The sequence below is a fragment of the Gammaproteobacteria bacterium genome, from assembly GCA_029880545.1.
Classification (GTDB): Bacteria; Pseudomonadota; Gammaproteobacteria; order Acidiferrobacterales; family SZUA-150; genus JAOUOD01.
Genome location: JAOUOD010000011.1, coordinates 82,528 through 107,498, shown reverse-complemented (window position 1 = coordinate 107,498; position 24,971 = coordinate 82,528). Strand labels below are relative to the sequence as shown.

The following is a 24,971-nucleotide window of genomic DNA, read 5'->3' as shown; positions in this document are numbered from 1 at the left end:
ACATAATATACATTATGCGCAGTTGCACCTGGCCATGGAACGAACCGCAGGCGCTAGGATACCCGATAAATTGAATAATATCCGTAGCTTGCTGTAGGATGTTCATGTATTCAGCGTGCCCGTATGCTCGATAACCGCTTTTTTGGACAAGGACAGACAAAAAACGTCATTCATGCGCACAGACTCCCCGGAATATCTTTCGCCCAAACGCGGTACCCAGGTCAGTTTGTTCGGGCGCATCCTGCACCGAGTCAAGGATTGCCCGGGAAAGGAACACGAACAGGCCATACTGAGACTGGTTATTGGCTTGATAGTGTTTATCTACCTGGCCACGGCCTACCATTTTCTGGATACGGCGGCTTCTTTTTTCCATCGCCCGGCAGTTTTGCTGTCGCTGTCATTCCTTGTTTATGGATTTTTGCACCTTGGGGCGATTATCGCCATGCCAAGGGTATCTGTATTCCGGCGCCTTACGGGCATACTGGCCGACACCGGCGCCCTGACATATTGCATGTACCTGGCCCAGGACGTCGGCGCACCATTGTACCTGGTATACCTGTGGGTAATCTTTGGTAACGGTTTCCGGTTTGGCTTGCCATATATCGCTGTAGCTGCTGCCGTCAGTACAGTCGAATTCGGCATACTTATCAGTTATTCCGAATACTGGAGCAGCAATCAGTCCTTGTCCGTTGGTCTGTTGATCGCACTGATCGTATTACCAGCCTACGTTTCGACACTTATCAAGCGCCTCAACGAAGCAATTGTTCATGCTGAGGAAGCCAACCAGGCCAAGAGCCGGTTTCTTGCCAATATGAGCCACGAGTTGCGCACTCCACTGAATGGCATCATTGGCATGAGCGACCTGCTTCTCGATACAACCCTGACTCGCGAACAGAAGGAATTTGCTGAAACGATCAATTATTCGGTGCACACGCTGCTTTCTGTGATCGAACGAATTCTTGATATATCCAAGATTGAAGCCGGCAAACTTGTAATAGAATCCATCGATTTTGATCTGCACGCCCTGCTGAATGGCACCATGCGCATGTTGCAGCCGCAGGCGCGGGAAAAACACCTGTTACTGACGCTGGCAATTGACCCGGACATTCCCTACATGATCAAGGGTGATCCGCACCACTTCAGGCAGGTGTTGATCAACCTCATTGGTAACGCTATCAAATACACCGAAGCCGGGTATGTCCTGGTCCTGGTTTCACTTTTGTCCAGGCACCGGCATGACATGCGTCTGCGGTTTGAGGTTGTCGATACCGGCATCGGAATTTCAAGCGTTTCTCTCAATCATATCTTTGACAACTTTCGCCAGGCCGATGAAAGCACCACTCGCCGGTTCGGCGGTACCGGGCTCGGTACCGCTATATCGCGACAGCTGGTTGAATCCATGGGCGGCATCATTGGCGCGGACAGCACTCCAGGCAAAGGCAGCAACTTCTGGTTCGAGATGCCGTTCAAGATTGTTCAACAGGAGCATCGTAATTACAGGTTGCCGGATAGCCGTGTATTGCTGATACACGAGCGCAATTCAGATGCCAACGGTATCGTTGCCTTGATGAACAACTGGGGCATTGTGGTTGAAACTGCATTTAGTGCCAGCGAGGCATTTGGCAAGATCAAGGAAAGTGCGATAACGGAAAACCAGTTTCACACAGTCGTTATTAACAAGGCGCTGATGGATATTGACGTCGTTCAGTTCGCCAACATCCTCTACCAGAACTCCATGTTGTCGACCATCTCGCTGGTGCTGGTGACAGCGGAAACCCGGCAAGTTGATGCCAACCTGTTATACCAGATTGGCTATACAGCAGTAGTCCCCTGCCCCGTGCAAAAGGATGCCCTTTTCAACGCATTGCACGCCGCGCCCCAGCTGGAGCTTATGGTGAACAGCGATGCCTCTCTGAGGAATGCCGGGTTTGCTGGTTCAGAGTCCCGCAACACCGGCCTTCATGTCCTGGTAGTCGAAGACAACCAAACAAACCAGCTGGTTATCCAGAGAATCCTGGAGCGCGCGGGTTTTGTGGTGAACCTGGCAACCAATGGAGAAATCGGCCTGGACAGGCTTGAGGACAGCAATTTTGATGCAGTCATTGTCGATATGCATATGCCGGTTATGGGTGGCATAGAGATGATCAAGACATTTCGTTTTACCCATCCCGACCGGCAAAGCCCGCCGTTCATTGTACTCAGCGCCAATGCAACAACGGATGCAAAAATGGAATGCGAACAGGCCGAGGTCGACGCGTTTCTGACCAAGCCAGTAAGAACAGAACACTTGCTGTCAGTTATTGAAAGCCTTGTGAACCACAAGAATCCTGCGCTTGTAAAAAACAATGCTGCGCGCAGGAAAGGCAATGGCGCCCAGGAAGTGGATTCATCCGTTCTCGATGTATCAATTCTGCAGGAGCTCGGATCGCTGGAGAAAAATTCGGACTTTCTCAATCGCCTGATTGACGGATTTCGCGAAGACAGCAACAGGCTGCTGTCAGAAATCGATGAGGCACTGAAAAAATCGGACTATCGCCAGTTCCGTGAAGCAACTCATGCACTGAAAGGAAATGCGGGCAGTGTCGGCGCGATATCGCTCCAGGAGCATTGCCTGTCAGCCGAGCTACTGAACAGTTCGGACTATCTTCAGGAACCGGACCAGATAATGCGTAACCTTCATTCAGAGTATGGTCGTGCCGTTGATGCACTTGTCAGTTTTGCCCGGATCCGAGAGCAGCCTTGAATTCGCGCATGCGCCCGGTCATGTGGCACTGTCTACACAATCTGCTCATCTGGCCCGTCTTCATTCCTGACGTCCTGTTCCGGTTTTACCGTCACACTATGAAGATAAGGCTCCCTGATGCGGAAGAAGTTGCTAATGGACGGCACACTTTCTGACTCAGCCAATTCCGGTTCAGATTTACCGGCGCCATGAGTTCTGACAGTTTCGGCAAAGTTATGATACAGCCGCTCCTGTGACCTCACCAACCGGTCCATCATTCGAATATCCTTCTCGGTCAATGTCAGCGCTGTCTCCACCCAGATATCTGTTATCTCCTTGAGCTCGGTATAGCCGATGGGATAATACTTTTCGCGGGCACGCAAAATTCCTCGATATCCATTGCGGTACTTGTTGTGTCGACGCATGTATTCCTCTGCCACTTCCTCACCTTTTCCAGGCTCGGCAAGATGATCGACAAGCCCCATTTCATACAACTCTTCTGCATCGTATAGTTTTCCGCTGAGCATGAGCTTTTCCGCCCTGACCGGGTCGAGCCGTCGCGCCAACAGGCTGTAAGCACCCATGCCGGGGAACAGGTTGAACAGTATTTCCGGAAAGCCCAGCTTGACACCCTTTTCTGCAACGATGACATCGCAGGACAGCGCTGCCTCGAGACCGCCACCCAGTGCACTGCCCTTCACCATGGCTATCGTCGTGAGTGGTAAATCGAGATTGATGACGTTCTGGTAGAGCACGTTTATACACAGGTAGGCGTAGTGCACCAGGCCATCACGATCATTGTTGCGAATCAATTGCTTGAACAGTTCCAGGTCGCCGCCGAGGTTGAATATCCCCGGGATCGCTGAAGTCAGGACAAGAAAATCGACTTGCCTGCCATCTTCTGCTGCGCCATCCCGCTGCCTGACCTGCTGTTGAAACTGGGCGATCTCGCCAAGCAGTGTAATGGTAAAACAGGGTCTTGGTCTTGATTTCATGTAGTACCACAGCGATGCGGTACCGGGCTGATAACGAACTTGGAGTTGCTGAAACTGCTGCCGTGATTCCGACGTCGCCGCGTGAGCCATAAGTTGCTCGGTCATTATAATGGTGATGATTCTTATCCTATGCGGGGATCATTCCGGCAACAATACCGCTTGAACAGAATCATCAACCGTTTATCAGGCTGGAAACGGATAACTCGAAAACTGTTTATGACAGCTAATCCTGATCTTGCCCTTCCGCGGATACCTCATCAATCGCTGGCTTTTTCGGCTTGACCAGCCCGCCCTGCAATACCGATACCTCCAGTCCACGCTGACTCATCAGGAACCCGGCCACTGCACTCTGTACGCCAGAACGGCAGCAAACAATGTAATTCCTGGTTTTATCCAGTTTATCGATACCGTTGCGAATACTCTCCAGTGGGATATTAATGCTGCCTCGCAGACTGCCCCGGGCAAACTCTTCTTCGGTTCTCACGTCCAGAATGATGGCGCCGTTTTTGGCCAGCTGGCTCGCTTTTTCGCGGGTGACATGTTTCAGCAACGGTTTTTTGACCAGGTCATCAAAATCGTCGCGAGACAAACGCATCACGGTCGCATCTGTTATCGCTACTACGGATGCGCTCGCTCCCTGCCCTGACACCAGCGATTCTTCGCCAAACACGGCGCCAGGCCCAAGCTTTGCAACTATGTTCACCATGCCTTTGCTGTCTCGCCTGGCGACATTGAATTCGCCACGCTTGATTACGTAATAGAATCGCCCTTCTTCGTTTTGGGAAATAACGGCCGCACCCTTCTTGATGTGCACGCCTTCCATTTTCAGCAGTATTGGCCCGAGATTGGCTTCCGGAATGTTTGCGAATGCGTCCGTATTGAGCATTCGATCCATCCATTCATTATCGGATTCGGCTTTTTTCTCGCTTTTCTGCAACGTGTTCAGCGTTGTGGTCAGTTCGTCAAACAGGACAACACGATCCAGCTTGCTGTTATCAACGCGAATCAGCTTGATTGCCGTGGTTGCCGTAATGGTATCGGGTCGCGGTCTCGCCTTGGCAACGGCGAAACTGGCATCCGCTGTACCTGCCTGGACGACACGGCGCATGGTAGACCTGGTGCTGACCAGTTCCACGCCGCCTTCGATAAGGTAGATCGCCGTATCCTCGGTATCGCCCTCGTCACAAATCACGGTTCCCGCAGGATAGGGTTCCGGTACCAGCTGGTCCGCAACTTTCCGCAGCGTCTCTTCAGCCAGATCGTTCAACGGGATAAGATTTCGAAGCAACTCAACATCAACCATACTGCCACCCTGTGTTTTAAAAGCCTGTGTTACCTATCATAGACCAGTTCAGTGGATTCGCGACGCACCGCCGGAGAAAGACAATGTTCCCGACTTTCACTCAGTGCCACCAGGTGAACAATACTGGCTCCATTAGGAGAAAATAGTCGGATATCAGGCTTCGGTGGCATTGCTCGGGCTGCACCTCGGCACACAGAATGGCCGTCGGGAATTTCACCATCATATTCTTCAGCTGTATCGCCGCCCGGGCAAATTCCGGCGTAGCCATGTAATCGGCAAACCCCTGCATGTTGCCGGTTAAGGAGGCGTGTACCGAATGTGGTCCAGGCTGCCTAAGCCCACCAAGCTGTCGCCCGGCCCAGTGGTAGCTTATCCCGGCCGCGGCAAGCGCTGTTCGCAACCGGTCCTCACTGGCATCAGGATTATGACGGGAAGCCGGATGTGAGCGAACATCGACCAACACGGTGATTCCATGTGGCTGTAACAGCTCAATCAATTCCTGCACTGATCGGGAGCCATGGCCAACGGTGTAGAGAATCGGCTCGGCTGTCATTGTTCTGATTTGCGCGGGTACAACTTTGCCGGTTCATTTTGCTGGACCAGTATCCAGGGCGCTGCCACAACCGCCCATATGACAGGCTGATCTTCGGCCCAGCTGGCCGCCGTATCATCGTCCAGCACACCCACCTGGCCCGCGGTCATCAGCTTCTTGATGCGATCGGGTTTATTATTAACAAATTCACATGCAATATTGACCAGGTCCAATTGCGAGGCAACATGGATAACCACGCCGCGGGCAAAATGTATCTCGATTTCCTTCCACAGCACCATGGCCGTCTGGCTGTGCAGGCGTTCATCCAGCGGGCCTTCACCAGGCATAATATCGCCGGGCAAAACATCCGGCTTGGGGACTGAGTCACTCATGACAAGGCATTGTATCCAATTACAGTTCGATGTAATACGGTGGAATCACTTCTTCAGATCGATCAGTTTCAAATGTATTGGCCTGCTCGATTCGCGCACGCACGAGCGTCGCCCTGAGCCCGTCCACGTCTATTACGCGCGGATACATGGGTTGCAGTCGATTGACCTGTCCTGGCTGGAGCCATGCAGAACGCTCAAGCCTTGACCGGCAATGGTCTGACAGATGTGGCAGTTGCAGCAAGAAAGGTGACAGCCACGCGATATACTCGCTTGCCCTGTTTCTCAGCTGTGGCTCATTCCAGTCTGTTTTCAGTGTCAGCTCCGGGAAGGCCGAAGCCGGCAATTGACGTTCATACCAGCGCCGATCAAGTGCAACGCCATCAAGAGCGCATGCCCCGCTCTCGCTGCGCAGGAACCATTGCGCCCTGCCGGGGCTGCCGGCCTGCGCATTGATGCGTTGCTCCAGCCATTCTGCACAGGGAGTTCCATTTGCTGACTGGCTTCGAAACTGCTGTCGGCAACGCTGGCCAATCAGCCACCGGGGATTCTCAACGGTTGTGTTCTCGGCATAGACCGGGCAGCTGTCGATCAACACAACCGGCATGCCTTGATCATCAAGCAACCATAGCTCCAGGTCATCACCGGCAGGAAACGGTACACGGGACTCCAGTTTACGAACCATATCAAGCAGGGCTTCACCGGCCTGCTGAACCGCATCAAGATTTCTGGTCGGAATCAGTGGCGCGCGCAGCAGTCCATGCTCATGCGACCAGCTGCCAAACTTGATATCGGGAACCGAAACATCATCGTAGCCGCGTCGACAGGCGTCATGCAGTGTATCAAGGTCGTCAACGTACAAGTCCCAGTGCACACCGTCGATGGAGGCAGCGTCAGCACCATCGGTTTCGACGACCTGCATCACTCCCCGAAAGGGATTCAGCATTTTCTGGCTATAGTATGCAACAGTCATAACCGGCCCTGTTTGGTCGATATCGCCAGCATAGCCAATTCCATTTAAGACTTCAGGTGTTGAAAGAAAACGATTGTTTCAGCCTGCCGGCTGCCGGACATAAACCTGTGTCAGCCATATATAGGTGGTATCCTGGTATACCTTTTCAAAACCCCTGGCGGTTATCCAGGATTCTATTTGCTCGGGATCATGAACATACGGATGGAAGCATGACCGGATCATTCTCATGACAACAATACCAAGTTTCTCGCCTGCCCTTGTAACCCAGCGCTTGCGCGGATAAGTAACGGCATATACACGACCGGTCTTCTCCAGTGACTTGCTGATCAGCGCTTTCGCATCCGGGTAGCAACAAATAACCTTGTCGAGAATGGTGATATCGGCGACACCGGTATCCTGATCCAGTCCTTCAACAAAATCGCCCTGGATATATTGGGTGCGCTCGGCAAGACCACGCTCTTGCGCCCAGCGCCCGGCTTCTTCAATCATGCCCGACGCCAGGTCGACACCAACAGCAGATTGTGCACCGTTTTCGAGCAGGGTTTGATGGAAATGTCCAACACCACTACCCACCTCGAGTATGCTGCTGCCGGCATACCCGGCATTGACAATACCTTCCATAAGCTGCTTCTGCGATGGCTCAAAACCTTTTTTCTGAAATCGCTTGCGGTATCGTCTCGCAAAAAATGTAAACAGCTTTCCTGCTGAGCGACTGTGCGGGCAACAACAACTCATGGTCGAACCTCCTTGGTTCCAGGGCTATGGCTTTGCCAGTGGAATCTTTCGTAACGCTGAATAGAGCTCTCCCCGTTGCCATGCCCGGTACAGTCTTGGCAGTGATTCCAGGTACTCGGCTATTCGTTTCGGCATTGCCGGTTGGCGCATGAATACGCCAACGGCGTTCTCCTCGAGCATATTGGTAAACTGGTACGCGCATTCAAACTTTCGTGCAATCGATATACTGCTGGCACATGCCGACTGCCTGAGCTCTGCCGGCGAGATGAAATTGGCAACAAGCATGCCGTCAGGCCGAAGATGCTTCAGCAATGTTCTGGCCCACCTTGTCGTCATTTTTACTGCACGTACGGGCTCGCCTTCATGCTCACCAAACAGGTCATCAATAATCATATCAAACGGCGGGCCCTTGTATGTTTCAAGCCACTTCACTGCATCGGCATGCACCAGTTTCACGCCATGTTCCGGTACGCGAAAATACTTGCGGGCCACATAAAGATGAGGCTTGCTCAGCTCAATACCGACAATCTGGTCCGGCCAGACATAATGGCGTAACTGCTGAATAACCGAACCGCCACCGACACCCAGTACCAGTACGCGCCGAATACTGCCGGGCGGATAAAAAAATGCTGCACTCAACAACAGGTCCCAGACACCGCCGGTCAGCAACTGGTTGGGGTTGTACTGGCTGTGAAATACGCCGTTTGAATAGAGTCGCCGGGTACTGCCGGCGGCACGCACCTGGTAGTTGACACCATCAACACACTTCTCCCAGAGAATGGCCATCAATCTTCCGCCTTGCGCAGACGTTTCTCCAGGGTCTTGTTCAATGCACGCGAAGCGGCCAGCATGCCAAATACCGCGGTGACAAAGGACGCCGATCCATAACCAAATCGACAATCAATGGAAACGCCGTGTATGCCAGGTTTTTCACAAGTTACGGTACCATCCTCCCTGGGATATACCTGTTGCTGTCGGGAAAACACGCATTCAACACCAAAGCGACGCTTGGTATTACGGCTGAACCCGAATTCACTGCGCAACCGCGAACGCACCTTGGCCGCCAACGGATCGTTGAAGGTTTTGCTGAGATCGGTAATTTCGATCATGGCCGGATCAGTCAGGCCGCCGGCACCACCAGTAGTTATGATCGGAATCTTGTTGCGTTTGCAGTGGGCAATCATCATCGACTTGAACTTGATGCTGTCGATGGCATCAATGACATAATCAAACCCGCCATTGATATACTCTGGCAGAGTCTTGACGGTAATAAAGTCGACAATAGCCTGACACTGGCACGAAGGATTGATTGCCCGGATCCGCTCAGCCATGACTTCAACCTTCTTCTTGCCGATGGTTCCATTCAAGGCGTGAACCTGGCGATTGACATTGGTATCGCAGACTTCATCCATATCTATAAGGGTAATGCTGCCAACACCGGTGCGCGCCAGCACTTCCGCCGCCCAGGACCCGACGCCGCCGATTCCAACAATACAAATATGAATGTCCGGCAACAGCTCAAATGCCTGCCGGCCATAAAGACGGGAGATGCCTCCAAATCGCTGGTTGTATACCGGGTCATCAATCATGGATATTCAGCACCAGCCTGGCGTTGGCCGTGGTTTGATTCACCACGGTTTCAATATCGGTACGACGCAAGGCCGCCAGTGCCGTTGCGCACTCGGGCAGGTATTCCGGGCTGTTTCGTTCACCGCGATGCGATGCCACAGTCATATCCGGTGCATCAGTCTCCAGCACAATATCATTCAGTGACAGCGAGCGTGCCAGCGTATGTATCTTGCTCGAGTGTGGATAAGTCATGGTGCCACCGAATCCCAGTTTGAAACCCAGTTCCACGTAACGCCGCGCCTGCTGCAGGCTGCCATTAAAAGCATGGGCAAATCCACCGACAACGGGAATCTTTTCAAGTGTCGCCAATACCTGGTCGTGAGCCTTGCGTACGTGCAGGACCACGGGTAGTTGATGGACTTGTGCAAGTTTTAGCTGCGCTTCAAAAAAATGCTGCTGGCGTTCACGATCCAGCCCGGCAACATAATAATCCAGGCCGATTTCGCCGATGGCAGCAGGCTTTCCGTTCTCCAGAAACCCGGTCAGGTCTGCAAGGTCATCGTCAGTATGGGTATCAATATATACCGGGTGCAAACCAAGCGCCGGGTAAAGACCCCTGTCCGCACTACAAAGTGCCAGCAATCCATCCCAGTATCGGCGCGCCACTGCCGGCACCAGCATAGACCCCACGCCAAGATTCTTGCTGGACTGCAATACCTGGTCACGATCGGCGTCGAACTCCTCAACATCAATATGGCAATGGGTATCAAACATATGCATGACAAGATTGTATCGATAAACGCTTTTCAAGGTAAAACAAATCCATTGGCCTGCCATTCCCCGGCAAGGGCTTTATTGCTTCCCGAAGATCAGGCTATAGTGCTGTCATGATTTCAGTGGATGATACCTGGGCGTTATGGGCGCTGTTGCTGCTTGCAGCAGCTTGTGGCTTTTGGGCCGAACGAACCTGGCTGGGTGCGCGGTTTTCAGGCGCCATGGTGGCCCTGCTCGGCGGGTTTGCCCTGTCCAATGCTGGCATCATTCCAGCGGCGGCCCCCGTCTACGAAGTCATCTGGGCCTACCTGGTACCGCTGGCTATCCCGCTTCTGCTCATGCACGCCAATCTTTATCGTATCTTTCGGGAATCCGGTGCGCTACTGGCTGCCTTCATGCTGGGCGCACTTGGTACCGTACTGGGTACGTTGCTGGCCTATTACCTGGTGCCTCTTGGCGAACACGGCTGGCAACTGGCAGCCATGTTCAGCGCAACCTACATTGGTGGCTCAATGAATTTTATTGCGGTTGCGCGGGCTGTAGGACTAGATAGTGGCGACCTGTTTACCGCCAGCATCGCTGCCGACAGCCTGATGATGCTGATCTATTTTCTAATCCTGTTTGCTTTGCCGACATTTTACCGGTTTCGCAGGCTTTACCATGAACCGCTGCGCGAGGATCGATTCACCCAGACCACGGCCGAAGTATCCGGTGATGCACGCAAGGGCGCGCGCATCGGCCTGTCCTCGCTGACTGCAGCGCTGGCGCTGAGTGCCGGTATATGTGCTGTCAGTTTCTGGCTTGAGGCCCGCACCGGCTGGAAAGGCAGCGCCATCCTGATATTGACGGCCATAACGCTTGTCATCGCCGGCATATTCCACAAGCCGCTAGCCAGCCTGGAAGGTCCGCAGGAGCTGGGCATGTTGTTCATGCAGCTGTTTTTTGCCGCCATTGGTGCATCGGCTCACGTGGCCACTGTAATCAAGCTTGGCCCGATGTTGTTCCTGTTCGCCGCCATCATCCTGACCACACACCTGGTTTTCCTGCTACTGGTCGGCCGCTACGCCCGCCTCAGCCTGCCTGAACTGATACTCGGGTCCAATGCCAATATGGGCGGACCGACCACCGCCGCCGCCATGGCTATGGCCAAACGCTGGGATCATCTTGTTATCCCGGCTATCCTCGTAGGCACACTGGGCTACGCGACCGGAACCTTTATCGGCGTTCTCCTCGGACAATTCCTGAAATAGGTGTCGCCCCCGTCATCCAGTTCGCGACATAACTGACAATTTTGTGATAGTTTCAATGATCGTGTAATCGCTTCACTATCAAAGCAATATTGAACCGATTACAGCCATGGAACCCGGCCCAGCGTGGCCTGGCTGAATAGCATACAAACCAATCAGGATTAATTCCGGGGATGTCTTACCTGACGCTGTTATTGTTTATTCCGGCAGCCGGCTCGGTGCTGCTGATGCTCATCCCCCGTCAATTCCCTGTTCTCGTGCGCTTTAGCGCAATTTTCATTTCCGCCATGACCCTGGCGTACTCGTGGAGCCTGTTAAACCACTTTGATGCTTCGGCTGCGGGCATGCAGCTGGTTGAAAGCCATCCCTGGAGCCATCGGCTGGGCACGACTTTTCTTTTTGGTATTGATGGTTTTTCCTATCCGCTGGTACTTCTTGCCAGCCTGCTATGCCTGGTCGCACTGATGGCATCAGCCAATCTTGAAAAACAGACCAAGGGCTATTATTCGCTCATGTTGCTGCTTGAAGCGGCCATGCTGGGCGTGTTCACGGCGCAGGACTGGGCACTGTTTTATGTGTTCTGGGAGCTTACACTCATTCCCCTGTTCTTCCTGATTGATCGCTGGGGCGGAAAGCGACGTCACGGCGCGGCTTTGAATTTTGTGCTGTACACCATGGGTGGCTCGGTATTCATGCTGATCAGCCTGTTGGTCACATTTGACAATGTACCCGGCCATTCTTTTGCCATGGCTGCCATGGCTGACACTGCCAGGCACCTGCCGGTCGAAGCCCAGGTAATGATATTTCTGGGCCTGCTTGTCGGTTTTGGTGTCAAGATGCCGATCTTTCCGATCCATGGCTGGCTGCCGCTGGCGCATGTTGAGGCACCCAGCCCGGTCAGCATCCTGTTGTCTGGCATCCTGCTCAAAATGGGTTCCTATGGCCTGATTCGGGCAACCGCCATGTTGCCGGGTGCCGCAATCGCCCTGCAGTCCGTACTCGTGGCGCTGGCGCTGTTCAGCCTGCTCTACGGTGGCTTGCTGGCATGGCGGCAAACGGATCTGAAAGCCATGATTGCCTATTCATCGATCAGCCATATGGCAGTAGTGCTATTGGGAATTTCCACCCTAAATCATTCAGGCTTGACCGGTGCCGTCAGCCAGATGATTGCCCATGGGCTGGTTGCCGGTGCCCTGTTCCTGCTGATTGGCCAGCTTTACGAACGCACGCATACCCGTGATATCCGTGATTACAGTTCTCTGGTCAGGGTGACACCACGATTTGCCTTTTTCACCACGCTCACCCTGGTTGCCGCGATTGGCATGCCCGGTACGGCAGGATTCATCGCTGAACTTCATGCGCTGATTGGCGGTTATGAGCGATGGGGCTGGCTGGTTCTGTTGTTAAGCATAGGCATGCTGATCAGCGCTGCCTATGCCATACGCACTGCGGCACGCCTGTTTACCGGGCCAGTGCGTCCCGGCCTGGCCAATACACCGGATCTACAGCTTGGCGAGTCCGTTGCTGCAGGTGTACTGGCAACCGGAACGCTCGTGCTCGGCATCTTTCCCGTTCTCATGCTGGGCCTTGTGTCTGCATCAGTGCACAACCTGGTCAGGTCGTTTACCGGGTAGGCGTCATGACAGAAATCACTTCTCAACAAGGCAGGAGGACGACGCAGGAAATCGTTGATGCAGTTGTACAGCATCTTGAACACCTGCTTCCATCCCAGGCGCCTATCCGTGATTTTGTTCATCACAACACCTTGCACGGATTCCAGCACATGGCCTTTGATGACGCCATCGTTGCTGCAAGAGAAACATCCGGTGCACGCGGATATCTTGCCGAAGATGAATTCCGCAAGCTGTTTCACGAAGGTCGTATCACCACTGAAGACCTTGAATCGGTAATTGCCAGAAGTCCGTCACTCTCCGGGAATGAAGCAGTTGTTGAACTGGAAAACCGGACCGTCTCGCGGGGCGAACTGATCGTTACCGGTCTTGTACACCGGTTCGAATCCATCAGCCCGGGCGCACTGAACTGGCAACTTAATGAAAAGCATGCGCAGTCGCGCGTCCAGGAAGACGTCCCGGGTCATATCGGCGCAAAAATTACCGCCAATTATCCGTCCGAAGCGGAAGCTGTGTCATCGCTCTGGTCTGCTTGCATGTCCGCACTTGGCATAGACGTCGGCAATATACATCCTGAAGACCTGTTTGATCTTATCCCTGAGCAAGCTGAACGCATCCTGTCGACATTTTCGGCCGACCCGGAATCGGGAGACAACCAGCCCCTGGTTCATAAGCTCGTGCGCAAGGAGGCCGCCCATCTTGTCGACATCCTGTTTGGCAGGCTGGGTACAGATCTCAGCATGCGTGACCTGTTGTTGATTTTGACCGGTGAAGACCTTCTCGAACAGGCACGCCCCATGTTGATACGCCATCTTGGCTTATATCTTGACCTGGGTACCGCGTCCTGGCGCAGGGTTAACAACGGGTTTCTTGCCAGCTGGAAGACGCATGCCGCCAGTGATCTTGCCTGGCTACTGGATGGCCAGAATGACGCCGCCGACGAAATAGGCATCCTCGGTGATTCAGCTACGGATATCATTGAACTGGAACTGCAACGACTAGGCATCCCGAGAGCCAGATGGCAAGGCTACCTTGAGCGTGTCGCCTTGCAGCTACCGGGCTGGGCCGGGATGTTTTTATGGCGAAGCCATAACGCCCGCTACGACGGCACCGAGGAAGTGTTTGAGTTTCAGGAATACCTGGCTGTCGTCCTGGTACTGGAAAGGTTGCTCGCCCGCAACATCGCCCGGCGACACTGGATGCATGAAGCGCACGCCGACGTATTACGTGGCTACTTCAGCAATCACCGGGCTGAGTTCATAGTTCGTTACAACTATTATATGGGCAAAATGCCGGAATACCTCGCCTCATCGGCAAGGCAGTTGGTGGAATACGCTATCAACAACCGTGGTAACTACAGCCAATGGGTGCAACTGGCGGATCGCCTGTGGACCTGGCGTCACAGTAAAGCCGTAGACCACCCGTCAGCTCACACGATATTCGGTAACGGCTGGAAACTGTTCAGGTTGTGCCAGCATCTCGGGCTGAATGCGGCTGATGCAAACCAGCTTGACCGTCGCGCTGCCGAGTCACTGCTCGATGAAGTGTCAGCTCTGGATGAAAACCAGCGTGGTTTCATCTGGCTCCAGGCCTACGAAATTCATTATCGTGACCGTCTTTTCGCCGTGCTGACGGCCAATCATAACCGTGGGCGATGGAAAACCCGGGACAGCCGCCCGCAGGCACAGATCATTTTCTGTATGGATGATCGCGAGGAAAGTATTCGCAGACATCTTGAAGAACATAACCCGCAAATTGAAACACTGGGAGCGGCCGGATTCTTTGGCGTGGCAATCAACTGGCGCGGCCTTGATGACAATAAGGTGACGCCGCTGTGTCCGGTTGTCGTCAAACCCTCTCACCAGGTAGACGAATATACCAATGATACTGCTCGCCTGGCGCTGCATCGGCGACGCCGGAATTTTCGTTTACGCATCAGGAACGTGCTACATCAGGAGTTACGCCGCAACCTGTTCAGCTCAGTCATCATTATGACTGTGACCGCGCCGTTGACGCTGTTTGCCTTGCTTGCCAAGAGTATTGCACCAGGACTTGTGCTTCGTTTCAGCGAACGCTTGCGTGATCAATTCGATTTACCGATTACAACCGACATAAGGATCACTGCCAATAATATCCAGCCATCGAATACCAAGGCGTCACCGGAGAATCCGCGCCACGGGTTTACCGACGAGGAACAAGCCGATCGCGTCGAAGGCTTTCTTCGTACCATTGGGCTGGCGCAGGGTTTTGCGCAACTGGTGGTGATGATGGGTCACGGTTCCGGCAGCCAGAACAACCCGCATCTGGCCGCCTACGATTGCGGTGCCTGTAGCGGCCGACATGGCGGACCCAATGCGCGCGCGTTTGCAGCCATGGCTAACCGGGCTGAAGTACGGCAGCTGTTGCAGCAGCGAAATATTGTGATACCGGACGACACCTGGTTTCTTGGCGCGGAACACAACACTTGTGATGACTCCATTACCTGGTATGACATCGATGACCTGCCAGGCTTCCTGGGTAACGCCTTTGACAGCCTTGACAATGAATGCGCCAGTGGCTGCCAGGCTTCCGCACACGAACGTTGTCGACGCCTGGCTTCAGCGCCAAAAAATCCCGATCCGCAAACAGCATTGAAGCACGTCATCGGTCGATACGGTGACATCAGCCAGGCTCGTCCGGAACTGGGGCATGCTACAAACGCCTGCGCCTTTATTGGTCGTCGCTCGTTAAGCCAAGGGGCTTTTTTCGACAGGCGTGCATTCCTTATATCCTATGACTCGACTACAGACCCGACCGGTGAAGTGCTGGAACGCATACTGCTGGCAGCTGCGCCGGTTGGTGCCGGCATCAATCTTGAATACTATTTTTCAACCGTTAACAACGATGAATATGGTTGCGGTTCCAAGATCACGCATAACGTAACCGGCATGTTTGCCGTTATGGATGGTGCCAGTTCGGATTTGCGCACGGGTCTGCCCAAACAGATGATCGAGATTCACGAAGCCATGCGCTTGCAGGTCATTGTCGAGGCCCGTACAGATGTGCTGGCTGCCATCTACGGTCGTCAACCCGAACTGCAGGAACTTGTTGGTAATGGCTGGCTGCTGCTCAGCGCCATTGATCCCGACACCGGCGCGATAACCGTGTTTTCACCGGCGACCGGATTTGTTCCATGGAAAGGCGGGCAAGACATTGATATCGCGACCACTGCCAGCTCAACAGGCTGGTATGCCGGACACAGCGGGCCATTGCCGTTTGCACTTATCGATCAGGTGGCGACCAAATGATCCAGTCCCTGCTTGTTATTACCATCGCCCTGCCATTAATGGCGAGCTTGCTTACAGCGGCAAGCTGGCTGTTTTTCAATAATCGCGGTGAACAAGGCGAGAACTTGACTGCGCTGACACTGATTGCTGCCTGCTTCGTCAGCATGGCCGGAATAACCGCGCTGTCGATAATCTACCTTGCACAACCTGTTATACAGCCCATTGTGGTTGATCTTGATGACTGGTTCACCAGCGGAAAACTGAAAATTCACCTGCGCTTTGTTGTCGACTATGTCAGCCTCGGATTCGCCGGCGTCATCTCCATGGTCGCCTTTGTGACCGTCCTGTTTTCACGAAACTATCTTCATCGAGAAGCAGGGTTTCAACGCTACTTTGCTGTAATGGGCATGTTCATCAGCGCAATGCTGGCAATCACCTTTTCCGGTAACGCCGTCGCCGCATTTCTTGGATGGGAGCTGGTTGGCGCAAGCTCCTACCTGCTGATCGCCTTCAACTACCACCGGGTTGTTGCCGCAGACAATGCCAATCGCGCCTTTATTACCAACCGCGTTGGCGATGCCGGCTTCCTGCTTGCCATTTACCTCGGTTTTCACTGGCTAGGTAATACAAACTGGCTTGTCATCGGACCGACATCGACAGCTGTTCCTCAATGGGAAACAGGCCTGATTGCAACGGGTATTGTTATCGCCGCCATGGCCAAATCAGCTGCCGTACCGTTCAGCTCATGGATCAGTCGCGCGCTGGAAGGTCCGACACCATCAAGTGCAATATTTTATGGTTCTGTCATGGTTCATGCCGGTGTATTTCTCCTGATCCGGATTGCGCCGCTGACTGAACAGGTTCCGGCCCTGCAGGTTCTGCTGGTGATCACCGGTTTGGCTACCGCGATTTACGGGTATCTTTGTGCGCTTGTCCAGACCGACGTGAAATCCGCGCTGATGTTCTCCACCACGGCACAGGTCGGGTTGATGTTTGTTGAATGCGGGCTGGGATATCACGATCTGGCGCTGGCCCATCTCCTGGTCAACGCCGTATGGCGCGCCTACCAGTTTCTGCATGCCCCGGCACAAATGCATTTTTCGGTATACCGTGCACGGCAAGTGCCAGACTGGTTGCAGAAACGTCAATTTTTATACACTGCCGCGATCCAGCGCTTCTGGCTAGACGATTTTGCTGATGCCATGGTTGTGCGTCCTTCCGGCTCACTTGCCTCGGAAGTAAAAATGTTTGACCGTGAGGTAATCGGGCACCTGGCCGGTTTTCCTACGCAGGCCGGAACCGTATCCTCCATTGGCGACTGGGAACATAAAAAGATGTCGGGAGTCATGACAGCGTCGGCCAACAGCAGCGAACTTGGTCTGCTCGGCCGGATAATGGACCGCACTTCCAGGATGTTTCATTGGTTTGAGGAACAACTTGTGCTCAAGGGAAGCGGTGAAGGCCTGACCGCAGTTATAGGAAAACTGGGGGCCAAGGTTCAGCACGTTGAAGCGCTCTTTTGCCAGCCGCGTTACCTGTGGCTGATGATCCTGGCAACAGCTATCGTGGTGCTCTAGTCATGCAGGAAATCGCCTGGTCGCAAAGTATCAAATTTCCGGTTCTGACTGTATTGCAGTTGCTGCCTGTGCTTGGCCTGGTGCTGCTTTCTTTCATTCGAACACGCAGGCTCGCCATGCCTGTAGCCATATTATTTGCCGTCGCCGAACTGGTAGTCGCCGTTTATGCCTACCACTATTTTGATGCTGGCAGCGCTGCATTCCAGTTCGCCGAAACAACCCGGCTGCTTGGAGTGGTTTCCTACCATGCGGCCATCGATGGTATTGGCATGCTATTCATACTGCTGACTGGCGCACTGTCATTACTGGTAATCATTTATGGTCCGGTCCGTGGCCTGCAACCGGCAGGATCGCTGGCAATGATAACCTTTGCCATTGAATCTTCCTTAATGAGCATGTTTTCGAGCTTGAACCTGCTGTGGTTTGCCTGTGTATCGATGGTAAATATGGTTCTTGTCGGTCACATGATCTGGCGCTGGAGCACCTCTCCTGAAAAGGAGTCAACGCTTTGGCGTTATTACCAGTTCACCGGATCAGGGCTTGTCTTGTTGTTTGCCGGGACACTGCTGCTTGGCCACCAGCAACATGGTGCGACCGCTGCTGATACCTATGACCTGTTTCGACTGGTGGCCAACCCGCTGACCGGGGATACCGGTACATGGGTATTTTTCCTGCTGTTCTATGGCCTGGCAATACGGATACCACTGTTTCCGTTTCATGGCTGGCTGCCACTGGCAGCGGAACACGGTAGCGTTGCGGTTGCCCCGGTCTTCCTGGTCGGCATCAAGGTCGGCATTTATGGCTTGCTCCGCTTCGTTTTCCCGGTAGTACCGGAAGCGATAACCTACTGGCAAAAATATATCGTGGCATTTGCATTTGTCGGGATTTTCTATGCCGCGTTACTCGCCATGCTGCAGATCAATATTCGTCGCCTGCTTGCCTATGCTGTTGTCAGTCATACCAGCATACTGGTGATCGGCATGTTCAGCCTTAGCGCTCTTTCATTCCAGGGCAGTATACTGCTATCAGCAAACTTCGGCCTGGCCATATCGGCACTGTTTCTCATGACAGGCCTGGTATACAGGCGAACCCGTACTGCGCTGATGTCACAAATGGGGTCGCTGTTTGATCGTATTCCTCTCATCGGCGTTACCTTCTTCATTGCCGGACTGGCCATCATTGGCATGCCCGGAACCCCCGGCTTTGATTCTGTCCACCTCGTGCTCGAAGCCTCGATAAGACAGTTTGGCGCCCTGGTTACCATTGCCGCCGCCGCGGGCAACGTGCTGGCAGCCGGCTTCCTGTTACGGGCATTCCAGAAGGCGTTCCTGTCACCGGCTTCAGGCAAGATTATCAACACTGTCGAAGCTGAACACACTACTCCCGTTGAAGCATTGATTGCCGGTATTCTCATCATCATTATTGTGGCAACAGGATTTATCGATGAACCCTGGTTCGAGCTGCTGGATTCACCTGCAAAGGCACTAGGTTCGCTGTATAAGCATGCTGCCGTACTCCAGGAGATGCCATGATGGCCGGCTATCTCGGTATTTTTGGTGACTGGCCGCTACTGAGCCTTCTGATTATCAGTTTGCCGGTTGGCGCGCTGCTGATCTGGATCGCCCCTGGCGACCACCACGCCCGTTATATTGCTCTTGCCACTGCCATGCTGGATCTCTTGCTGTCACTGACAGTTGCTGCATCATTTGATACCGGTACTGCTGTCATGCAACTTACGGAATCCATTGCCTGGATCCCGACGCTGAATGTTCATTACAGTCTTGGAGTCGACGGACTGTCTGTATTGTTCCTGCCTCTTACCATTATCCTGTTTATCGGTGTAATTCTTGTCGGCTGGAACAGTATACATGCCATGCCGAGACTCTATTACACGCTGATGCTGGTTCTTGAAAGCACGACCATCGGCGTATTCTGCGCAACGGACACAATCCTGTTCTTCCTGTTCTGGGAACTGACGCTTGTTCCGCTGTATTTTCTTGTCAGCCTGTGGGGCATTGGCCCCAATCGTCGTTTCGCTGCCGGAAAATATTTCATGTATATGCTGGCTGGCGGTATACCCATGCTGTTTGCATTCATCATGCTCGCCTTCAATCACGCCGACGTCACCGGGTCAGGCCTGGGTTTTGACTACGTTACCCTGCTTGGCACCAAAATGCCGGAACATATGCAGATCATGGTGTTTGTCCTGTTGTTGCTCGGCTTCGGAGTCAAGACACCGATCTTTCCACTGCATAGCTGGTTGCCGATTGTTACCATGGAAGGACCAGTGTCGGTTGCTGCACTGGTAACCGGGTTGAAGCTGGGAGCTTTCGGCCTGATGAAGTTCGCCATTCCGCTGGCACCGGATGCGGCAAGGTCCCTGCACTGGCTACTGGCGGGTGTCGGAACTATTGCGTTGCTTTACGGCGCACTGGCTGCGTTGCGCCAGTCCAACATACGTCAAATGCTGGCCTACGCCAGCTTCAGTCATGTTGGCCTTGTAGTGCTCGGCCTGAGTTCATTGAACCAGCAAGGCCTGCAAGGGGCGATCTTTCAGTTGCTGAATTTCACTCTCATCGGTGGTGGGCTGTTTTTGCTGACGGGTATGCTGCACCAGCGCCTGGGATCAACCGAAATCATTCATCTTGGCGGACTGGCGAAACGTCTGCCGGTACTGGCGACATTCTTTTTTATACTTACCCTGGCAGCATTGGGCATTCCCGGAACATCCGGATTTCCGGCGGAACTGCTGCTGGTTCTGGGTGTATTGCAAGTGCATACAGGTGCAGGACTCGCGGTCCTGGTGACAGCAGTGCTGGCAGCCGCCTATGCCTTGGGGCAATACCGCCAGGTATTTTTCGGCCCGCTAACCAACACATCGATGAACGATGTCGAAGACCTGGTGCCGCGCGAAAAACTGGTCATACTTGTCTTTATCATTATTGTAATTTTCGGCGGCATTATGCCAACAACCGTACTCCAGTTTACAGAAACAGCAAGTACCGCCTGGATGACACATCTGCAACAGGCAATGCAATAGCCTTGTTATTTATTGATTATCCTGTCCAGTAAACGGTTGGCATGCGCGCGCACGTACTCGACCAGGTCGCTTCTGCCGGATAACCCGGCAGAATTGTTTGTGTAGTCAATATCTTTTCGCTGCAGACATACGCTCACCAGCGTATGCCAGCTCAGATCGCCCGGGCATTGCAATTCCCCGTTGCGACAGGCATTGAGCACCAGTCTGAAAAGCGCGGCTTCAACCGATTCCATATTCCTGCCACCTGCCGCAAACCGGAGCAAGTCTTCCCGGTCCCCTTCCGTCAGAAACAGGCCTGCCTCATTACCGCGCTCGGAAATGCGGAGGATTTCAGCAATAGTGGCTGGATCAAGGTGCCTGTAGTTACCTGCCAGCTCCAACGGAAGATTTCGACTGAAGCGCTGCCACGCCATCCTTGACAGGACAATACCTTGTTCACTGATACCAAGTAACATGGTTAACGATTGTGAACCAGCACTGGCACTGGCAACCAGACCAAGATGCACCGGGAGAAACCCGGCGCGCTGCCAGAACCCGGCCAGTTCGGCAACAACACCAAAGCTGGCGCCAACGTAATCACATTGTCTGTCAGCGAGGTGCGTCATCATGTTTTCAAGCAGTTCGCTACCCAGGCCACGACCCTGAAGCCCGGGGTGCACCGCGATACGGATAACGCGTGCACCAACAAGATGTGCCGCATCTTTCAGCCCGCAATGGCCGGCGATTATTCCAGGCAGCATATGACCGCGCGGACGCCGGGTTCCCTCGTACAAATCCCGGGCAAGGTTGGCCGGCAAACCACCTTCATAAACCACAAGCATGGCGCCGATAACCCGGCCACCGTCCAGACGCATAATCATGACCTCAATACCCGGGCAATCCATGAGATACCGAAGATCCTGTGGTCGCGTACGATAATGAGCGCCCATCAGCAAGCCAAACACCTGTTCGAGCAATGTACTGTCGGATGCAAGCTGTTGTTGCGTCACCATCGTGCACGATGTATCGGAAACAGCAACGTTGCCCGCAACCGTCACATCATCTGCACGCGCATCAAGCAGCAGTATCCTGAACAACAGTGACTCAACCGGATCATTCACGGCCCAGCGAATCGGCTGATGCATCTCCAGTTGTCGCCACTTTGGTGCAACCCGGTTCAGCACTTGATGAAAGCGTATGGCGAAACTGCGCCCGGTGCCTTCGTATCCATGCACGGTAGTAGCAAAGACAACCCGGGAGTACCTCGTCAATAACTGCTCCAGTACAACCAGCGGTATCCCGGCCGCCTCATCAACCAGCAACAACCGTGATGTGGTTGTATTGCGCAACAGGAAGTCCGGCTCATGGTAAACAAGCCTGCCCTTGCCCGATTCCAGAACGCGGTCGTGCATGCTGCTGCCGGGCAATCCGGCTTGTGCATGCCGGAACAACGTCTGTACCGATTCAAACAAAGGTGCTGCCACATCGATATCGCCGAAACCCCTGTCGATCAACCGGGCTGCGGCCATGCCCAGGGCAGCAGACTTCCCCCGGCCTCGATCTGACGTAATCACAAGTGGTCGCCGACGATGTCCGACCGCCACTCGCTCAATGGCCTGGATGACCTCGAACTGGTCTGATGTTGTAATGGCATGAAATAATTTTCGCTGGCTGGATACCAGGGAGTTCAACGCCTGCAGTGCATCCTTGTGAGTGGCACTGTCCTGATCGATAACCCAGACATTGGCGTCTGACTGAACAATGGCAGCCATGCGCATAAGAAAATAACCGCCGATCTCGGAGATATCGTGAGGCATGGCCAGCATGCGCTGATACTCCGGATCGTCAAATCGATGCCAGTCTTGCAACGATGGCATTAACAAGACCAGTATACCGCCGCCAACAACTGAACCGGATACCGCGCCCAACGCGTCAACATTGAGACCGGAATAGCCATTAAACACCAGCAGGCCAAGCTCACGACCCAGGAACCTGTGTGCCTGCGCAAAAGACATGCCGACATCACTCTCCGGGGGCGCATCACCAATCCAGGCTTTGTGATCAGTCGTGGAATCATATATCCGCAGCGCGGCATCCAGCGCCCAATATCGGTCCCCAGCCAACACAACAAGCTGACGATGATTGCGCGCCAATCTTTCAATGACGGCTTCTGGTTTCATGCTCATGGACGATTCAGCGTGATACGGAATTTTATTGTTATCTCATCCTAACACAGCCCGGGCGACAAACAGGATGCCAGGTGCCGGCCAACAAAAAAGGCGCCATCGCATACACCATGGCGCCTTTCCGATGTGCACGCTGTTGCGCGCAAATTCGCGGTCGATGTTACTTTTTCAGGCCTGCCTTGACGGCATTGACCACGTCATCAGATGATGTCGCGGTAACAGTCAGCAGCATGCCTTCTTTATCGTAGAAACCAACCAGCGGCGCAGTCTTTTCATTATAGGTATCAAGACGCTTGCTGATGGCTTCTTCGGTTTCGTCATCACGCTGAATAACCGGGCTGCCACACTTGTCGCACTTGCCTTCTTCCTTCGGCGGGTTGCTCTTGACGTTGTAGATCGCCTGGCAAGCGGTGTTGGAGCAGGTGCGACGGGTGGTCAGACGATCCAGGATGACATCGCGGGGAACATCGATATTGACCACGAGATCCAGGTTCGCACCGATCCTGGACAGCAGGCCCTTCAGTGCTTCAGCCTGCGGGATGGTGCGCGGGAAACCGTCGAGCAGAAAACCGTTCTTGCAGTCGTCTTCCTGCAGGCGCTCTTCCATGATGCCCATAATCAGATCATCGGGTACCAGGTCGCCGGCTTTCATGAAGCCATCAGCTTTTTTGCCCAGCTCGGTGCCGGCCTGAACCGCACCACGCAGGATGTCACCCGTTGAAATTTGAACAGAACCGTCCAGCGCTGTCAGCAGCTTGGCGACTGTTCCCTTGCCTGCGCCCGGGGCGCCAAGGAGAATCAGCTTCATTACATATCCTCTATTAATCAGTTTTGAAATCGAAGGAGCCGTGATTCATCGAGCACGGCCAACTTGGGCGCGGATTGTGCGGTGAACAGGCGCGAAAATCAACAAAACCGGGGTGTCTTCGGTCAATTTTCAGATAATTCAACCGGAATCAGTCATCGACCTCGGTAGCCGGACCACCTGCAAATTGCACAGCCCCCAGTTCCCGCAATAGAGCCGTTGCGTAGGCACCGGCAGGCAGGCCAAATTCCAGTCTCAGGGAGCCATCATCCAGCCACTCTCCGTGCAAATCTTCAGGTATCACCCGTAGCGCACGCCGATCATGATCAACACGTGCTGCCGCCAAGCCAGCCATCAGATCAACATCCAGCCTCGCGATGGCGCTCTCCAACCCCAGCGCCTCGCCCTTGCTGGACGGATCACCATCACCCCACAATGGTCCGGTTGGATGAATGTCGCCTTCTTTAACCCGTCGAGGAATATCAGCATCGCCTGCCTCGGCGACAAACCAGGCCCGAGAACCATGCAGTTGGCAAACATCGCCATCAATAACGCGGTCCCAATCCCCTCGACGAACCCGTTCGGCCAGCAGGTTATTAAATATCCAGGATCGGGCTGCCGACAGAAACATTCCGCGCCTGAACCGGTCACGCACGGTCATGCTGCGGTTAAACATGGCCTTGGCCTTGGACACATTGGCGCCATCTCGACCAAAACGCTGCTCTGCGAAATAATTTGGAAATCCCGCTCGACGGATATGCGCAATCCTCTCCAGCACGGCATCTGGATCAACGCAGGCGATATGTCTGATCACCAACTGGAATCGATTGCCCCGTAGCGCACCCTTGCGCAACTTTCTGCTGTGACGAATATGGGCCAGCAGTTCAATTTCCGCCGGCAACTGCGCCAGCCAGTCCGGTTCCTGCTTGATTGGCCAGATCAGGCTGATCCATTGCTCGGTTACAGCATGCTTGTCCTTGAGCCCGGCATAGCTGATGTCCCGGTCGCGCACGCCGGAAAGTCGACTCAGGAGCTTGCACATTTCAGGCGTCGAAAGACCGGTTTTTCTAAGGCGTAGCCACAAATGCTCTCCCTGGCCCTCCGGTTCAATACCGGTGTTTTCGGTGACCACAAAATCATCCATGGAGCAGCGAATATCGCCTCGAAGGATGACGGGTGCCTGTGCAGATGGCCATGCTGGCAACAAATGAGGTCGTTCTGGAGATATTGTCATTAGAGGCAAATCAC

19 protein-coding genes are annotated in these 24,971 nt (G+C 53.8%); 7 read left to right on the top strand and 12 right to left on the bottom strand.

Translation table 11 applies throughout. The features are described from left to right. The first annotated feature begins 172 nt into the window (after positions 1-172). On the top strand, positions 173-2,743 hold the full coding sequence (locus OEZ10_12560) for a response regulator (protein ID MDH5633812.1): 2,571 nt from the start codon (positions 173-175) through the stop codon (positions 2,741-2,743). A 32-nt stretch (positions 2,744-2,775) separates the two neighbouring features. On the opposite strand, the gene OEZ10_12555 is transcribed toward OEZ10_12560, so the two are convergent. The 9 genes from OEZ10_12555 to OEZ10_12515 form a co-directional block, all read right to left on the bottom strand. Then, positions 2,776-3,822, bottom strand: a complete 1,047-nt coding sequence (locus OEZ10_12555) for a crotonase/enoyl-CoA hydratase family protein (GenBank protein MDH5633811.1) — start codon at positions 3,820-3,822, stop codon at positions 2,776-2,778. 118 nt (positions 3,823-3,940) lie between these two features. Continuing rightward, on the bottom strand, positions 3,941-5,020 hold the full coding sequence (locus OEZ10_12550; GenBank protein MDH5633810.1) for a cyclic nucleotide-binding domain-containing protein: 1,080 nt from the start codon (positions 5,018-5,020) through the stop codon (positions 3,941-3,943). Positions 5,021-5,120: 100 nt separating this feature from the next. Next, on the bottom strand, positions 5,121-5,573 hold the full coding sequence (locus tag OEZ10_12545) for a DUF488 domain-containing protein (protein ID MDH5633809.1): 453 nt from the start codon (positions 5,571-5,573) through the stop codon (positions 5,121-5,123). Next, positions 5,570-5,944 (bottom strand): DUF2288 domain-containing protein, encoded by a 375-nt coding sequence (locus OEZ10_12540; protein ID MDH5633808.1) that lies wholly within the window; start codon positions 5,942-5,944, stop codon positions 5,570-5,572. The genes OEZ10_12545 and OEZ10_12540 overlap by 4 nt, the downstream gene beginning before the upstream one ends. 19 nt (positions 5,945-5,963) lie before the next feature. Further along, positions 5,964-6,914: a hypothetical protein gene (locus OEZ10_12535; GenBank protein MDH5633807.1), complete on the bottom strand. Its 951-nt coding sequence runs from the start codon at positions 6,912-6,914 to the stop codon at positions 5,964-5,966. 78 nt (positions 6,915-6,992) lie between these two features. Then, positions 6,993-7,649, bottom strand: coding sequence for a class I SAM-dependent methyltransferase (locus OEZ10_12530; GenBank protein MDH5633806.1), 657 nt, complete (start codon positions 7,647-7,649; stop codon positions 6,993-6,995). A gap of 24 nt (positions 7,650-7,673) precedes the next feature. Continuing rightward, positions 7,674-8,435 (bottom strand): methyltransferase domain-containing protein, encoded by a 762-nt coding sequence (locus OEZ10_12525; GenBank protein ID MDH5633805.1) that lies wholly within the window; start codon positions 8,433-8,435, stop codon positions 7,674-7,676. Beyond that, complete coding sequence (tcdA, locus tag OEZ10_12520) at positions 8,435-9,238, bottom strand: tRNA cyclic N6-threonylcarbamoyladenosine(37) synthase TcdA (protein ID MDH5633804.1); 804 nt, start codon at positions 9,236-9,238, stop codon at positions 8,435-8,437. The genes OEZ10_12525 and tcdA overlap by 1 nt, the downstream gene beginning before the upstream one ends. After that, positions 9,231-9,998, bottom strand: a complete 768-nt coding sequence (locus tag OEZ10_12515; GenBank protein ID MDH5633803.1) for a TatD family hydrolase — start codon at positions 9,996-9,998, stop codon at positions 9,231-9,233. The genes tcdA and OEZ10_12515 overlap by 8 nt, the downstream gene beginning before the upstream one ends. Before the next feature lie 107 nt (positions 9,999-10,105). Here OEZ10_12515 and OEZ10_12510 point away from each other — a divergent pair, with 107 nt between their 5' ends. The 6 genes from OEZ10_12510 to OEZ10_12485 all read left to right on the top strand — a co-directional run bounded on the left by OEZ10_12510 (position 10,106) and on the right by OEZ10_12485 (position 20,753). Beyond that, positions 10,106-11,242, top strand: coding sequence for a DUF819 family protein (locus tag OEZ10_12510; GenBank protein ID MDH5633802.1), 1,137 nt, complete (start codon positions 10,106-10,108; stop codon positions 11,240-11,242). A 170-nt stretch (positions 11,243-11,412) separates the two neighbouring features. Further along, entirely contained in the window at positions 11,413-12,873 is a 1,461-nt protein-coding gene (locus OEZ10_12505; protein MDH5633801.1) for an NADH-quinone oxidoreductase subunit M, read from the top strand. A 5-nt stretch (positions 12,874-12,878) separates the two neighbouring features. Continuing rightward, a complete protein-coding gene (locus tag OEZ10_12500) occupies positions 12,879-16,157 on the top strand; it encodes a DUF2309 domain-containing protein (protein MDH5633800.1) in 3,279 nt (1,092 codons plus the stop codon). After that, on the top strand, positions 16,154-17,713 hold the full coding sequence (locus OEZ10_12495; protein ID MDH5633799.1) for a proton-conducting transporter membrane subunit: 1,560 nt from the start codon (positions 16,154-16,156) through the stop codon (positions 17,711-17,713). The genes OEZ10_12500 and OEZ10_12495 overlap by 4 nt, the downstream gene beginning before the upstream one ends. Next, on the top strand, positions 17,674-19,245 hold the full coding sequence (locus OEZ10_12490) for an NADH-quinone oxidoreductase subunit M (protein MDH5633798.1): 1,572 nt from the start codon (positions 17,674-17,676) through the stop codon (positions 19,243-19,245). The genes OEZ10_12495 and OEZ10_12490 overlap by 40 nt, the downstream gene beginning before the upstream one ends. Further along, positions 19,242-20,753: an NADH-quinone oxidoreductase subunit M gene (locus OEZ10_12485; protein ID MDH5633797.1), complete on the top strand. Its 1,512-nt coding sequence runs from the start codon at positions 19,242-19,244 to the stop codon at positions 20,751-20,753. Before OEZ10_12490 ends, OEZ10_12485 begins: the two co-directional genes overlap by 4 nt. 5 nt (positions 20,754-20,758) lie before the next feature. On the opposite strand, the gene OEZ10_12480 is transcribed toward OEZ10_12485, so the two are convergent. The 3 genes from OEZ10_12480 to OEZ10_12470 form a co-directional block, all read right to left on the bottom strand. Next, on the bottom strand, positions 20,759-22,918 hold the full coding sequence (locus OEZ10_12480) for a GNAT family N-acetyltransferase (protein ID MDH5633796.1): 2,160 nt from the start codon (positions 22,916-22,918) through the stop codon (positions 20,759-20,761). 160 nt (positions 22,919-23,078) lie between these two features. Then, the gene (locus OEZ10_12475; protein ID MDH5633795.1) at positions 23,079-23,726 is read right to left on the bottom strand and encodes an adenylate kinase; all 648 of its coding nucleotides are present in this window, start codon (positions 23,724-23,726) and stop codon (positions 23,079-23,081) included. A 148-nt stretch (positions 23,727-23,874) separates the two neighbouring features. Then, positions 23,875-24,957 carry a tRNA pseudouridine(13) synthase TruD gene (locus OEZ10_12470; GenBank protein ID MDH5633794.1) on the bottom strand — a complete coding sequence of 361 codons (1,083 nt, stop codon included), beginning with the start codon at positions 24,955-24,957 and terminating at the stop codon, positions 23,875-23,877. Positions 24,958-24,971 lie beyond the last annotated feature (14 nt).

What these genes read in the sequence shown, in the direction of transcription:
- OEZ10_12555 (MDH5633811.1), bottom strand. Translation starts at nt 3,822, where the DNA reads ATGACCGAGCAACTTATGGCTCACGCGGCGACGTCGGAATCACGGCAG.
- OEZ10_12475 (MDH5633795.1), bottom strand. Translation starts at nt 23,726, where the DNA reads ATGAAGCTGATTCTCCTTGGCGCCCCGGGCGCAGGCAAGGGAACAGTC.
- OEZ10_12535 (MDH5633807.1), bottom strand. Translation starts at nt 6,914, where the DNA reads ATGACTGTTGCATACTATAGCCAGAAAATGCTGAATCCCTTTCGGGGA.
- OEZ10_12470 (MDH5633794.1), bottom strand. Translation starts at nt 24,957, where the DNA reads ATGACAATATCTCCAGAACGACCTCATTTGTTGCCAGCATGGCCATCT.
- OEZ10_12525 (MDH5633805.1), bottom strand. Translation starts at nt 8,435, where the DNA reads ATGGCCATTCTCTGGGAGAAGTGTGTTGATGGTGTCAACTACCAGGTG.
- OEZ10_12505 (MDH5633801.1), top strand. Translation starts at nt 11,413, where the DNA reads ATGTCTTACCTGACGCTGTTATTGTTTATTCCGGCAGCCGGCTCGGTG.
- tcdA (MDH5633804.1), bottom strand. Translation starts at nt 9,238, where the DNA reads ATGATTGATGACCCGGTATACAACCAGCGATTTGGAGGCATCTCCCGT.
- OEZ10_12485 (MDH5633797.1), top strand. Translation starts at nt 19,242, where the DNA reads ATGATGGCCGGCTATCTCGGTATTTTTGGTGACTGGCCGCTACTGAGC.
- OEZ10_12495 (MDH5633799.1), top strand. Translation starts at nt 16,154, where the DNA reads ATGATCCAGTCCCTGCTTGTTATTACCATCGCCCTGCCATTAATGGCG.
- OEZ10_12540 (MDH5633808.1), bottom strand. Translation starts at nt 5,944, where the DNA reads ATGAGTGACTCAGTCCCCAAGCCGGATGTTTTGCCCGGCGATATTATG.
- OEZ10_12480 (MDH5633796.1), bottom strand. Translation starts at nt 22,918, where the DNA reads ATGAGCATGAAACCAGAAGCCGTCATTGAAAGATTGGCGCGCAATCAT.
- OEZ10_12500 (MDH5633800.1), top strand. Translation starts at nt 12,879, where the DNA reads ATGACAGAAATCACTTCTCAACAAGGCAGGAGGACGACGCAGGAAATC.
- OEZ10_12545 (MDH5633809.1), bottom strand. Translation starts at nt 5,573, where the DNA reads ATGACAGCCGAGCCGATTCTCTACACCGTTGGCCATGGCTCCCGATCA.
- OEZ10_12550 (MDH5633810.1), bottom strand. Translation starts at nt 5,020, where the DNA reads ATGGTTGATGTTGAGTTGCTTCGAAATCTTATCCCGTTGAACGATCTG.
- OEZ10_12510 (MDH5633802.1), top strand. Translation starts at nt 10,106, where the DNA reads ATGATTTCAGTGGATGATACCTGGGCGTTATGGGCGCTGTTGCTGCTT.
- OEZ10_12515 (MDH5633803.1), bottom strand. Translation starts at nt 9,998, where the DNA reads ATGCATATGTTTGATACCCATTGCCATATTGATGTTGAGGAGTTCGAC.
- OEZ10_12530 (MDH5633806.1), bottom strand. Translation starts at nt 7,649, where the DNA reads ATGAGTTGTTGTTGCCCGCACAGTCGCTCAGCAGGAAAGCTGTTTACA.
- OEZ10_12560 (MDH5633812.1), top strand. Translation starts at nt 173, where the DNA reads ATGCGCACAGACTCCCCGGAATATCTTTCGCCCAAACGCGGTACCCAG.